We start from the raw sequence: 13194 nt of genomic DNA on the forward strand, positions 1-13194 counted from the left end.
TCGTCCTGAGCCAGGATCAAACTCTCCGTTGAAGACTCACAATCACACCCCGAAGGATGCAATCAGATCAAAAACTAGAGTCCGAAAACCTAGCAAAACAATCGCCAACCGGAAAATTAGCTGACAAAAAATGTCCGACCCTCCACACGGGGAGCGGAAGAGCCGGAACCAAAATAATATTTGGCACTGACATTCATCGACACACTATTGAGTTCTCAAAGAACACACGCACACACCATCGCTCGGTTTGAACCGATTGACCGGTGAAGCAACTTTTCCAGCTTAGCTCAGCCTTGAACCCAGTTGCAAACTGGAGTCTCGTTCGAGCTAGTGTGATCGTCAGGCGCTCCTCGTCCTACCTCGTTTCCCTGACCTCTCACTCAGCGTTTCCGCTGAGCTCCTGGGCCCCGGGTCGGTGTCCGTGTCGCTCTGACTTGGAATAAGTTACGTGTCTGCGTGCATCATGTCAAATCGCCTGGTCAGCACACGTTTTCGCGAACACGTTTGTTACGTGCCGCCGCGGCGAGAACGCGGCGGCACTCAATCCGTCACGCCGACGCGCGTGACATCGCCACCCAGCGCCTGCAGCTGCTCGACGAAATTCGGGTACCCGCGGTCGATATGGAAGACGTCGTGCACTTCGGTGGTGCCATCGGCGACCAGGCCCGCGAGGACCAGGCCCGCGCCGGCCCGGATGTCCGACGACCACACCGGAGCGCTCGACAACCGCGGAATACCGCGCACCACCGCGTGGTGCCCGTCGGTGCGTGCGTCGGCGCCGAGCCGGATCATCTCTTCCACGAATCGGAAGCGCGCCTCGAAGATGTTCTCGGTGATCATCGACGTGCCGTCCGCGATGGACGCGAGCCCGATGGCCATCGGCTGCAGGTCGGTCGGGAACCCGGGGAACGGCAGGGTCGAGAAGTTCACCGCGCGCGGGCGCTCGGCCTGGACCACTCGGAAGCCGTCCTGCTCGAATGAGATGCGCGCGCCGGCCGACCGCAGCTTGTCCAGCACCAGCGACAGATGCTTGGGGTTCACGCCGGTGACGCGGATGTCCCCGAGGGTCATCGCCGCGGCGATGCCCCATGTCGCGGCGACGATGCGATCGCCGATCACGCGGTGCGTGGTCGGCGCGAGGCGCTCGACCCCCTGGATGGTGAGCACCGAGGTGCCCGCACCACTGATCCGCGCGCCCATCCGGACGAGCATGTTGCACAGGTCGACGATGTCGGGTTCGCGGGCGGCGTTGTCGATCACCGTCTCGCCCTCGGCGAGCACCGCGGCCATGAGGATGTTCTCGGTCGCGCCGACCGAGGGGAAGTCGAGGCGGATCCGGGCGCCTTGCAGCTCGTCGGCCCTGGCCACCACACAGCCGTGCTCGATCTCGCTGGTCGCACCGAGCAGGCGCAGTCCGGCTTGGTGCATATCGAGCGGGCGAGAACCGATGGCGTCACCGCCGGGCAGCGCGACGACGGCGCGCTTGCACCGCGCCATCAGCGGACCCAGCACACACACCGACGCGCGGAACTGTGTCACCGCGGGGAAGTCCGCGTGGTACTTCGGTTCGGCGGGGGTGGTGATGCTGACCACGCCGCCGTCGATGGCCACGTCACAGCCGAGGCCACGCAGCACATCGCCCATCAGCGGCACGTCGAGGATGTCCGGGCAGTTCGTGATCGTGGTGGTGCCCTCGGCGAGCAACGCAGCGGCCATCAGTTTGAGGACGCTGTTCTTGGCGCCCCCCACCGTGACCTCACCGACGAGTCGATTTCCGCCGGTAACCAAAAACCGTTCCATGCCGCCTCTCCGCGTATTCGGCGCACTGTTGGTGCAAGGATAGTTGGGGCGGCGCACTACGGTGCCGCCTCTCCACGACTCCCCTCGCCGCCGGACGTATTCGCCGTTGGAGCGAGTGCCGCGAGATGGGCGTTCTGCGGTGAACGAGGGTGACCACGCCACCCTGCCTGCCATACCCCGTGATCGCTCCGGTACTCGCCCGGGACTGCCGGGCGTTCAGGCGTTCGACCGTTCCCCGCCGGGTTTCCACAGGATATCGCCGCCGGGATTGGCCACCCGGCCCAGGATGAACAGCAGGTCGGAGAGGCGATTGAGGTACTTGGCCGGCAAGACTTCGGTGTCCTCCGGATGCGCTTCGACCGCCGCCCATGCCGAACGCTCCGCACGGCGAGCGACCGTACGGGCGGTGTGCAGCAATGCCGCCAGCGGCGTACCGCCGGGGAGGATGAACGAGTCGAGCGCGGGCAGGCCTGCGTTGAACTCGTCGCACCATGCCTCGAGCCGATCGATGTAAGGCTGAGTGACTCGCAGGGGCGGATACTTGGGCTCCGCCACCACAGGTGTCGAGAGGTCGGCCCCGGCGTCGAACAGATCGTTCTGTATCTGCCGCAGCACGGCGAGCATTGTTTCGTCCGGCCCGCCGAGCGCGATCGCGACACCGACGGCGGCATTCGTCTCGTCGCAGTCGGCGTAGGCGACCAAGCGTGGGTCGGTCTTCGCGACCCGGTAGAAGTCGCTCAATCCCGTGGTCCCGTCATCGCCGGTCCGGGTGTAGATCCGGGTCAAATGCACGCTCACAGCACAACCCTAGCGGGCGCGGCCGGACCCGGCCGTCGGCCCAGGTGCGTGCTAGAGGCCCGGCATCCGACGGGTGCGGTCGGACGGGCGGGATTCCACCCAGGAGAGAAAGGCGGTCAGGGAGTCGCGGTCCAGCGCCAATTCGAAGTCGCCCGCGCGGTCCGACACCGCGATCACGGCGATGTCGTCGGTCATGATGTCGTACTCGTCGCCGCGCGGGCCGCGGCGATCACCGATCTCGATGCCCTGACGCCGAATGGTGGAGTCCGGGCCGAGCTTCAGGCTGGTGAGTTTGAAGAAGACGAGACGATCCTCGTCGTAACGCATCAATCCGTGCCGCCACCCCTGGCCACCGCGAGCGGGGAGGACACGCAGGAGCGCGGCAGTTCCGCCACGTCGCAGCATGATCAGGCGATAAGTCGAGGCGAGCGCGAGGAACACGAGCGTGAGCACCAGAATGATCAGCAGAACCATCCCGGTTTGCAATGCCGTACGTCCCTTCGCTCCGCCGCCGTGTCGTGCACACGGCAATCGATCGGCGATGTGTACAGGCTTTCCGGCTTGCGCCGTCGAGCCCGATGCTCACATCGCGTGCGGCCATTCAATCACGGCCCCGAGTTTACAAATGGCCCGGCCGTGTCCGACTCGCCTGAAAGACGCTGTCGGCGGTGAAGAAACGCTTCACCGCCGACAGCAGTTGTTCTCGATGAGAGGTTGTGGATTACGCGTTCGCGGTCTGCTCGACCGCGCGCACCCGAGCCTGAGCGGCCCGCTGCTGCTCCTCGCTGGCGTCGGAGTCGGCCAGCACCCGGCGGGCCTCCTCGACGTCCACCTCGTCGGCGAATTCCGCCGACTCGGCCAGCACCCGAACCGAGTTCGCGGTGACCGAGAAGAAGCCGCCGTGCACCGCGGCGACGACGCGCTGACCGTCGGTATCCACGATCGTCACGGTGCCGCCCTCGACCAGCTGGCCCAGCAGCGGCTCGTGGCCGGCCATGATGCCGATCTGGCCTTCGGTGGTCTGCGCGCTGACGAACGTTGCCTGGCCGGACCAGAGCAGTCGTTCGACCGCGACGAGATCGACTGACATTTCCGCCATCGGTGACTACTTCCCGAGGATCTTCTTGGCGGCCTTCTCGACGTCGTCGAGACCACCGCAGCTGTTGAAGGCCTGCTCGGGGTAGCTGTCGAACTCGCCCTTGCAGACACGGTCGAAGTCGTCGATGGTCTGCTCGAGCGGCACGACCGAACCCACCTGGCCGGTGAACTTCTCGGCCACGATGAAGTTCTGGCCGAGGAACTTCTCCAGACGACGGGCGCGGCCGACGAGGACCTTGTCCTCTTCCGACAGCTCGTCCATACCGAGGATGGCGATGATGTCCTGCAGCTCCTTGTACTTCTGCAGGATCCGCTTGACCTCGTTGGCCACCCGGAAGTGCCGGTCGCCGACGATCGAGGCCTCCAGGATGCGGGAGGTCGAGGTCAGCGGGTCGACGGCCGGGTAGATGCCCTTCTGCGAGATCGGGCGGGAGAGCTCGGTCGTCGCGTCGAGGTGGGCGAAGGTGGTCGCCGGAGCCGGGTCGGTGTAGTCGTCGGCGGGCACGTAGATGGCCTGCAGCGAGGTGATCGACCGACCACGGGTCGAGGTGATGCGCTCCTGCAGCTCACCCATCTCGTCGGCCAGCGTGGGCTGGTAACCGACGGCGGAGGGCATGCGGCCGAGCAGGGTCGACACCTCGGAACCGGCCTGGGTGAACCGGAAGATGTTGTCGATGAACAGCAGAACGTCCTGGTGCTGCACGTCGCGGAAGTACTCGGCCATGGTCAGCGCCGAGAGGGCGACGCGCATACGGGTGCCCGGCGGCTCATCCATCTGGCCGAAGACGAGGGCGGTGTCCGGGAGGACGCCCATCTCCTCCATCTCCAGGCGCAGGTCGGTGCCCTCACGGGTGCGCTCGCCGACGCCGGCGAACACGGAGGTACCGGAGAACTCCCGCGCGATACGGGTGATCATCTCCTGGATCAGAACGGTCTTGCCGACACCGGCGCCACCGAACAGACCGATCTTTCCACCCTTCACGTACGGGGTGAGCAGGTCGATGACCTTGATGCCTGTCTCCAGGATCTCGGTCTTGCCCTCGAGCTGGTCGAACGACGGCGGCTTGCGGTGGATGCCCCACTGCTCGCCGTCCCGGCCCAGGCCGGGGGTGTCCAGGCAGTCGCCGAGCGCGTTGAAGACGTGCCCCTTGACGATGTCACCGACCGGCACCGAGATCGGCTTGCCGGTGTCGGTGACGGTGGCGCCGCGGACCAGGCCGTCGGTCGGCTGCATCGAGATGGTGCGCACGATGTTGTCGCCGAGGTGCTGGGCGACCTCGAGGGTCAGGGTCTTGGCCACCGAGGTCAGGGTGATCTCGGCGTGCAGAGCGTTGAACAGCTCGGGGATGGCTCCGCGCGGGAACTCGACGTCCACGACGGGGCCGATGACCCGGACGACGCGGCCTGCGGCGCCGCCGGTCCGGCTCGTGTTGTCTTGAGTGACAGCTGCGGTCATTGGTGTTGGTTCTCTCCGTGTCGATGTGCGGCCTTCGAGGGGCCCTTCGTGCCCGTCGCTCAGGCCGCGTGGCGCTTTAGTCGCGGTCCGAGCTCGACGCCAGCGCGTTCACGCCGCCGACGATTTCGCTGATTTCCTGCGTGATCTGGGCCTGGCGCACCGAGTTGGCCTCGCGCTGGAGCACGCTCGCGAGCTCGTTGGCGTTGTCGGTGGCGGCCTTCATTGCGGTGCGCCGAGCCGCTGACTCGGATGCCGCTGCCTCGAGCAACGACGCGTAGATGCGCGTGTTGACGTACTTCGGCAGCAGCGCCGCCAGCAGCACATCGGCGTCGGGCTCGAATTCGTACTGCGCGTGGACGTCCGCGGTCGGTGAATCCGACACGATGTCCTCACCCAGGTCGAAGTTCTCGTCGACGTAGCTCACCTGGATCGGCGCCAGCCGGCGCACCTCCGGGGTCTGCGTCAGCATCGAGACGAAGCGGGTGTACACGACGTGCAGCTCATCGACACCGGCGATGTCACCCGTCCCGTTCGGAGCGGGGACCGCTCCGTCGGAGCCGGCCATGAAGGCGTCGACCAGGTGGTGGCAGGCGGACGAAGCATCGGTGTACTTCGGCTGCTGCGAGAACCCGGTCCAGGCCGACACGTACGAGCGGTTGCGGAACGCGTAGTACGTCAGGCCCTTGTTGCCCATGACGTAGAGCACCGGCTCCTTGCCCTCGTCACGCAGGGTGGTCATCAGCTCTTCGGCGCGTTTGAGCACGTTGGAGTTGTAGCCACCGCACATGCCGCTGTCACTGGTGATCACCAGCACGGCCGCCCGGCGCGGGTTGGGGCGCTCGGTCAGCAGCGGGTGCGACAGGTTCTTCGACGCGCTCGCCAGCTCGCTGAGGACCTTGGTGATCTCCTCCGCGTACGGCTTCGCGGCCGCGACCCTGGCCTGGGCCTTGGAGATACGCGAGGTCGCGATCAGCTCTTGGGCCTTGGTGATCTTCTTGATCGAATTCACACCACGAATGCGGGAGCGCAATTCACGCAAGCTTGCCATCAGCGGTTCACACTCCCTTCATTCGCTGCGTGGAATGGGCGGCATCCGCGGGGCACGAGGAGGTCGCGCACGCGTCCTCCTTCGTGCCCGTCGCGCATACCGCGGATCGAATAGCGCATTTGCCGGCTCGCGTTACTTCTCGACGTGCTTGCGGGTCACCGACAGCGACTCGACCTCTTCGTGGTCGAGCTGGCCCGCCTCGGCCTCGTTCACCACGGGGGTGCCGTCGGAGGTGAGGAAGGTCCCGAGGAACTTCTTGGTGGCCGCCTCGACCTGCTCGGCCGCCTCGCCGTCGAGCACCTTGCCGCCCTCGATCGCCTTGAACGCGTCGGCGGCGCTGCGGTGCAGCTCCTCGAGCAGTTCGGCGTTGAAGCGGCGGATGTCGGCGACCGGAATCAAGTCGTAGTGGCCGCGGTCGACCAGGTAGATCGAGATGATCTGGTCTTCGACGGGCACCGGCGAGTACTGGTCCTGCTTGAGCAGCTCCACCCAGCGGGCGCCGCGCTCGAGCTGGGCCAGCGAGGCCGCGTCGAGGTCGGAGGCGAACGCGGAGAACGCCTCCAGCTCGCGGTACTGCGCCAGCTCCAGGCGCAGCGAACCGGCCACCTTCTTCATGCCCTTGGTCTGGGCGGCGCCACCGACGCGGGAGACCGAGGTACCGACGTTGATCGCGGGGCGGACGCCCTTGTTGAACAGGTCGGACTCGAGGAAGACCTGGCCGTCGGTGATGGAGATGACGTTGGTGGGGATGAACGCCGAGATGTCGTTGGCCTTGGTCTCGATGATCGGCAGACCGGTCATCGAGCCCGCGCCCAGTTCGTCGGACAGCTTCGCGCAACGCTCCAGCAGCCGGGAGTGCAGGTAGAAGACGTCACCGGGGTAGGCCTCGCGGCCCGGCGGGCGACGCAGCAGCAGCGAGATGGCGCGGTAGGCCTCGGCCTGCTTGGTCAGGTCGTCGAACACGATGAGCACGTGCTTGCCCTGGTACATCCAGTGCTGGCCGATGGCCGAACCGGTGTAGGGGGCCAGCCACTTGAAGCCGGCGGAGTCGGAGGCCGGGGCGGCGACGATGGTGGTGTACTCCAGCGCGCCGTGCTGCTCCAGCGCGGCCTTCACGCCCGCGATGGTGGAGCCCTTCTGGCCGATGGCGACGTAGATGCAGCGCACCTGCTTGGTCGGGTCGCCGGTCTCCCAGTTGGCCTTCTGGTTCAGGATCGCGTCGATGCAGACCGCGGTCTTGCCGGTCTTGCGGTCGCCGATGATCAGCTGACGCTGGCCGCGGCCGATGGCGGTCAGCGCGTCGATCGCGGTGATGCCGGTGGCCAGCGGCTCCTCGACCGGCTGGCGCTCCAGCACGGTCGCGGCCTGCAGCTCGAGCACGCGCTGTTCTTCGGACTCGATCTCGCCGAGGCCGTCGATCGGCTGGCCCAGCGGGTTCACCACGCGGCCGAGGAACTTGTCGCCGACCGGAACCGAGAGCACGTCACCGGTCCGGCGGACCTCCTGGCCCTCCTCGATCTCGGCGAACTCGCCGAGGATGACCGCACCGATCTCGCGGTCCTCGAGGTTCAGCGCGACGCCGAGCACGCCGCCCGGGAACTCGAGCAGCTCGTTGGCCATCGCCGAAGGCAGGCCGCTGACGTGCGCGATGCCGTCACTGGTGTCGGTGACCACACCGACTTCTTCGATGGAGGTCTCGGGGGTGTAGCTCTTGGTGTAGCTCTCGATCGCGCTACGGATCTCGTCGGAGGAGATCGTCAGCTCCGCCATGTTCTTCCTGCTCTCGCTGTCTGGGTCTGAATGTCGGGGGTGGTGGAAGCGCGCTAGGTGAGGGCCCGGCGCATCTTCTCCAGTCGGCCGAGGGCGCTGCCGTCGATCACGTCGTCACCGACGCGCACCACGACTCCGCTCAGCAAACTCGGGTCGACCTGGATGTGCACCGTGGTCGCCTTGCCGTAGATGCGCCGCAGCGAGGCGGCCAGCCGGTCGCGCTGCTGCTCGGTGAGCCCGATCGCGGCGCGCACGTGCGCGACGATCTGATCGCGGCGCGCGGCCGCGAGGTCGGACAGCTCGTCGAAGGCGGCGCTGATGCCCGACCGCTGCCTGGTCACCACCTGCTCCGCGAGGGTCGAGGTGATGGGCTCCGTCTTGCCTGCGAGCAACCGTTGGATCAGTTCGCTCTTGGCCGAAGCCTGCTGCGAACGATCCGACAGCGCCTGCTCCAAGTCGGGGTTGTCGCCGATGATCCGGCCGAGCCGGAACAGTTCGTCCTCGACCGCCTCGATCCGGCCACGCTGGGCCGCCGACTCCAGCAACGCCTCTTGACCGAGCAGCACCAGGGTGTCCACCAGATCGGAAGTGCGCGACCAGTTCTCGGCCACCGCGGTGGTCAGCACTGCCAGCGTGGCAGCGCTGACCTTGCCGCCGAAGACCCGCTCACAGAGTTCCGCACGCGCGGAACCCGGCACCGACACGTCCGCGAGCGCCACACGCAGCGAACGCTGGTCGTCCAGCACGGCGACAACGGCGAACAGTTCCGAGCCCGTCGTGGCCGCAGCACTGTCGCTTCCGGTCAGAGCGGCCCGAAGCGCCTCCCGAGACCGGGCACTGGCCTCGCGGCTCGCTGCGTACATGCTTCTCACTTTCGCGTCGTTACCTTCCGACCCCGATGCCTGCGTCGGTCTGGTCGAGCTCGTCGAGGAACCGGTCGATCGAGGCCGCCTGCTTGGCCTCGTCGGACACCGACTGCCCGATGATCTTCTCGGCCAGGTCGACGGCCGTGCGGCCGACTTCGTGGCGCAGCTCGGTCAGGATCTGCTGGCGCTGGGCTTCCAGCTGGGTGTGGCCCGCCGCGATGATGCGGTCGGCCTCGGCCTGGGCCTCCGAGCGCATCTGGGCGAGGATCTCCTGGCCCTGGGTGCGCGCGTCCTCACGGATACGCGCCGCCTCGAGCCGGGCGTCGGCCAGTTGCTGCTGGTACTGCTGCAGGGTGAGCTGAGCTTCTTCCTGCGCGGCTTCCGCGCGAGCGATGCCGCCTTCGATCTTCTCGGAGCGCTCGTCGAGCGTCTTCATCAGGCGCGGGATCACGTACTTGTAGAACAAGATCCCGATGATGACGACGCAGACGATCGACCAGACGATGTCGTACGTTTCGGGGACGAGAGGATTCACTTCCTCTCCCTCCGCCGCCGCGAGCAAAACTGACTCGTACATCGGAATCAGAAAATGAAGCCGGCGACGAGACCGATGAGGGCCAGCGCCTCGGTGAACGCGATACCGAGGAACATGTTGGTCCGGATGGTGCCCTGCAGCTCAGGCTGACGCGCGATGCCCTCGATGGCCTTACCGACGACGATGCCGACGCCGATGCCGGGGCCGATCGCGGCGAGACCGTAGCCGACGGCGCCCAGGCCCTTGAAGGTGCTCTCGTTCGTGGCGGCTTCCTGGGCCAGGTAAGCGAGGCTCATGAGTCTTCCATTCCCTTTCTGTTGCTCACCCGCCGGTCGGCGTGGTGTAGCAGGTTTCCGGTATTTGTGTCGGTCAGGTCAGTGATCGGCCGCGTGCTGTGCGAGTCCGATGTATACGGCGGTCAGCAGCGCAAACACGTAGGCCTGCAGGAAGATGACCAACAGCTCGAAGAGCGTGAAACCGAGTCCCGCGAGCAGCGAGAACGGCGAGAACACCTTCATCCACGCGGCGGCGTCGAACAGGAAGAACCAGGTCGCGCTGAAGAACAGCACCAGCATGATGTGGCCGGCCAGCATGTTCGCCATGAGTCGGACGGTCAGCGTGAACGGGCGCAGGATGAAGGTGGAGACGAACTCGATCGGAATCAGCAGCACGTGCAGTGCGGCGGGAACGTTCGGAACGACGATGCTGCTGCGCATGTAGTTGAGGAATCCGTACTTCCGGATACCGACGTAGTTGAACGTCAGGTACGCGATGACGGCCAGCACCAGCGGCATGCCGATTCGGGCGTTCGAGGAGATGTTCAACCCCGGAACGACACCCGAGAAGTTCAGAAAGAGGACCGTGAAGAAGATCGTCGCGATCAGCGGGAAGAACTTCCGTCCCGATTCCTTCCCGAGGACCTCGTCACAGATCTGCTCCTTGACGAAGACCAGGCCGATTTCGGCGACATTCTGCAGGCCGCGCGGAACGATCCGGGGCGAGCGGAATGCCAGCACCATCACGACGGCGAGAACGGCCGTCATCAGAATGCGGATCAGCATCAATCGATCGAGTTCGAACGGCGTTCCCTCGAACAGCACAGCTGGAGGGAAGAAGTCGGTAAGCGACGGCGCATGGAACTCGGCCGCCAGAGTGGTGACGCTCAGCGTTCTCTCCCGTGTTCGGGCCGCGGGTACGGTCATTCCCGCGGTTCGATCGGACATTGACGATCAATTTGGGTCGACTCAGGTCGGCTCGAAGTTCGTCAGCAGCTGTGCGGTGGTTCGCATCCACCCGGCGTCTGTACGTGTGTCGGCGACATTCGTCGACATGCAGAACCGGAACACCCCTCGGAGCCCGGCACGGCAGTAAGCATAGCGGCCCATGCAGGGGATCTCGGCGGTGACCCCTCACTGATCCCCGACTTGGTCGCTTGCTTACCAATACTTTACCAAGTCATCTACGACAGCGTGTAGGGGGTGGGGGTTTTCGTTACTCCCGAGTACCGGACGCGGGCTCCGAGTCCGTCGTCGTCACGTACGGAACCTTCTGGCGGACAACGCCGTACGTCTCCGCGCCGAGCACGATGATCAAGGCCCCGACCACGGTCAGGAACAACACGACCCGGTCGTAGAAGTCGAATCGCTGCAGGACCGCAACGACGATCAGCGCCACCAGGATCTTGAGCACCCAGCTGACCAGCATGACAAGACCGGCGGTGCTCGGCGGCAGTTTCGCGCCGAACAGCACGACGGCGGCGGTGGTCAGGATGAAGCCGCCGCCGATCGCGGCGCCCAGCACCGCACCCCACACGCCGGCGACACCCGAGACGGCGGCGCCGAGCGCGACGGCCAGAACCACCAGCACGCCCAGGCCGATCAGCCCGTAGCGCAGCGCGGCGCGCAGCGGCGCGTCGGGGCCGGGAACGGGTCGGGGTGTGAAGCTCACAGCCGCCGACTTTACCCGGACGCCGATCCGTCGCCCGCCGGGTCCCCACGCCGCAGCCCCGGAATGGCGGTGATCACCAACGCGAAAACCAGCCCGCCCGCCATCAGCAAGACGACCAGCCTGCGATCCATCAGCGACGTGCCGACCGCGCCGAAGGCGAGCACACCGACCCACAAATAGATCAGCAACACCACGCGGCGATGGGAATGACCGATCTGCAGCAGACGATGATGCAAGTGCATCTTGTCCGGCGTCGAGAAACTCACACCCGCGCGAACCCGGCGCACAATGGCGAGCAACAGGTCGAGCACCGGAATGAACATCACCGCGCCGACCAGCAACAACGGGGAAAGCAGACCGACGATGTCGCGCGGGCCGTAACCCTGCAGCGGAATTCGCCCCGACGCGCCGGTCGACACCGCGGCGAGCATCAATCCGATCAGCATCGAGCCCGAGTCGCCCATGAATATGCGCGCGGGCTGGAAATTGTGCGGCAGGAATCCGAGGCATCCGCCGGCGAGCGCGGCGGCCAGCAACGCAGGCGGATAGGTGTCCACCGAGCCGCCTTGCTCGTTCATCAGGCCCAGGCAGAACACGAAGACGGCCAGCGCGGCGATCAAGCCCAGTCCCGCCGCGAGGCCGTCGAGGCCGTCGACGAAATTCATGGCGTTGACCAAGGTGACGGTGACGGCGACCGTGACAAGTCCGCCCTGCAATCCGTCCAGCACGACCGTGGTGTTGCTGAACGGGTTGTAGATGACGTACCAGCCCAATCCCATGACGGCCATCACCCCGGCCGCCGTCACCTGGCCGGCGAACTTCGTCAGCGCGTCGAGCCCCCAGCGATCGTCCACGATCCCGACCAGCACGATGACCGTTGCGGCCACCAGCACGGCGATCGGAATGTTGGGTTTGTAGTCGAAGCCGCTGCGCAGCGCGGGCAGTTGATGGGCGAACAGCACCGCGGCGACCACGCCGATGTACATGCCGACACCGCCCATCCGCGGAATCGGTTTGACGTGCACGTCCCGGTCACGCGGCACGGCGACCGCGCCGAAGCCGATCGCCAGCACCCGCACCCCGCCGGTGGCCAGGAAGGTCACCACCGCCGAGATGAGCAGCACGACGAGCAGCTCCCGGAGCGGAACGACAGCGCTCGAACCCATCATCCGAGCTGCGCGGCGCCGGTGAGCGCTTCCGGCGACATGCCGAGCACCTCGGCGATGTCGGCGACGGACACCGCGCCCACGCGCAGGACGCGCGGCTGGTCGGCGGTCAGGTCGACGATGGTGGAGGCCACCGCGTGCTCGGCCGGGCCGCCGTCGAGGTACACGCTCACCAGCTCACCGAGCTGATCGCGGGCCTCGGGCGCGGTCTTCGCCGGCGGCTGCCCGGACACGTTGGCGCTGGACACCGCCAGCGGACCCACCTCACGCAACAATTCGAGGGCGACCGGGTGCAGCGGCATCCGCAGCATCACCGTCCCACGGGTGTCACCGAGATCCCAGGCGAGCGAAGGCGCTTGCTGGACAACGAGACTCAGACCGCCGGGCCAGAACGCCTGGATCAGCTCGCGCGCCTGCGGGCGCACCGAGAACACCAGGCCGTCGATGGTGTGCCAGGAACCGACGAGCACCGGCACCGGCATGTCCCGGCCGCGGCGCTTGGCCGCCAGCAGCGCACTCACCGCGGTCGAATCGAACGCGTCGGCGCCCAGCCCGTACAGGGTGTCGGTGGGCAGCACGACCAGCCGTCCGGATTTCAGAGCGCTGGTGGCTGCGGACAGTCCGGCGGCGCGCGAGTCGGGATCCGCGCAGTCGTAGACGGTACTCACGGCAACCATCCTGGCATGCTGGGCCGCCTCTCCGAGAACTCA

14 protein-coding genes are annotated in these 13194 nt (G+C 66.4%); all 14 read right to left on the minus strand.

Annotation, left to right across the window (positions count from 1 at the left end; genetic code table 11):
• Nucleotides 1-540 precede the first annotated feature (540 nt).
• The gene (gene murA, locus GVY64_RS04805) at nt 541-1800 is read right to left on the minus strand and encodes a UDP-N-acetylglucosamine 1-carboxyvinyltransferase (RefSeq protein ID WP_159839192.1); all 1260 of its coding nucleotides are present in this window, start codon (nt 1798-1800) and stop codon (nt 541-543) included.
• A 216-nt stretch (nt 1801-2016) separates the two neighbouring features.
• Complete coding sequence (locus tag GVY64_RS04810) at nt 2017-2598, minus strand: cob(I)yrinic acid a,c-diamide adenosyltransferase (protein ID WP_159839194.1); 582 nt, start codon at nt 2596-2598, stop codon at nt 2017-2019.
• 51 nt (nt 2599-2649) lie between these two features.
• Nucleotides 2650-3072 (minus strand): DUF2550 domain-containing protein, encoded by a 423-nt coding sequence (locus GVY64_RS04815; RefSeq protein WP_195088340.1) that lies wholly within the window; start codon nt 3070-3072, stop codon nt 2650-2652.
• Between the two features lie 247 nt (nt 3073-3319).
• A complete protein-coding gene (locus GVY64_RS04820) occupies nt 3320-3697 on the minus strand; it encodes a F0F1 ATP synthase subunit epsilon (protein ID WP_159839198.1) in 378 nt (125 codons plus the stop codon).
• Nucleotides 3698-3703: 6 nt separating this feature from the next.
• Entirely contained in the window at nt 3704-5152 is a 1449-nt protein-coding gene (atpD, locus tag GVY64_RS04825) for a F0F1 ATP synthase subunit beta (protein WP_159839200.1), read from the minus strand.
• Nucleotides 5153-5228: 76 nt separating this feature from the next.
• Nucleotides 5229-6200 carry a F0F1 ATP synthase subunit gamma gene (locus tag GVY64_RS04830; RefSeq protein WP_063022903.1) on the minus strand — a complete coding sequence of 324 codons (972 nt, stop codon included), beginning with the start codon at nt 6198-6200 and terminating at the stop codon, nt 5229-5231.
• A 132-nt stretch (nt 6201-6332) separates the two neighbouring features.
• Entirely contained in the window at nt 6333-7970 is a 1638-nt protein-coding gene (gene atpA, locus GVY64_RS04835; RefSeq protein ID WP_159839202.1) for a F0F1 ATP synthase subunit alpha, read from the minus strand.
• 53 nt (nt 7971-8023) lie between these two features.
• Nucleotides 8024-8833: a F0F1 ATP synthase subunit delta gene (locus GVY64_RS04840; RefSeq protein WP_159839204.1), complete on the minus strand. Its 810-nt coding sequence runs from the start codon at nt 8831-8833 to the stop codon at nt 8024-8026.
• Nucleotides 8834-8852: 19 nt separating this feature from the next.
• Nucleotides 8853-9413 carry a F0F1 ATP synthase subunit B gene (locus tag GVY64_RS04845; RefSeq protein WP_159839206.1) on the minus strand — a complete coding sequence of 187 codons (561 nt, stop codon included), beginning with the start codon at nt 9411-9413 and terminating at the stop codon, nt 8853-8855.
• A gap of 5 nt (nt 9414-9418) precedes the next feature.
• Nucleotides 9419-9667 carry an ATP synthase F0 subunit C gene (locus tag GVY64_RS04850; protein WP_039796339.1) on the minus strand — a complete coding sequence of 83 codons (249 nt, stop codon included), beginning with the start codon at nt 9665-9667 and terminating at the stop codon, nt 9419-9421.
• A 78-nt stretch (nt 9668-9745) separates the two neighbouring features.
• Nucleotides 9746-10594 (minus strand): F0F1 ATP synthase subunit A, encoded by an 849-nt coding sequence (gene atpB / locus GVY64_RS04855; RefSeq protein WP_236566627.1) that lies wholly within the window; start codon nt 10592-10594, stop codon nt 9746-9748.
• 268 nt (nt 10595-10862) lie between these two features.
• Nucleotides 10863-11318 (minus strand): hypothetical protein, encoded by a 456-nt coding sequence (locus tag GVY64_RS04860; RefSeq protein WP_159839208.1) that lies wholly within the window; start codon nt 11316-11318, stop codon nt 10863-10865.
• A gap of 11 nt (nt 11319-11329) precedes the next feature.
• Nucleotides 11330-12487 carry a glycosyltransferase family 4 protein gene (locus GVY64_RS04865; protein WP_063022915.1) on the minus strand — a complete coding sequence of 386 codons (1158 nt, stop codon included), beginning with the start codon at nt 12485-12487 and terminating at the stop codon, nt 11330-11332.
• Nucleotides 12484-13152 carry an L-threonylcarbamoyladenylate synthase gene (locus GVY64_RS04870; protein ID WP_159839210.1) on the minus strand — a complete coding sequence of 223 codons (669 nt, stop codon included), beginning with the start codon at nt 13150-13152 and terminating at the stop codon, nt 12484-12486. Before GVY64_RS04870 ends, GVY64_RS04865 begins: the two co-directional genes overlap by 4 nt.
• Between the last annotated feature and the right edge of the window lie 42 nt (nt 13153-13194).

This window comes from Nocardia sp. CY41 (assembly GCF_009829325.1).
Classification (GTDB): Bacteria; Actinomycetota; Actinomycetes; order Mycobacteriales; family Mycobacteriaceae; genus Nocardia.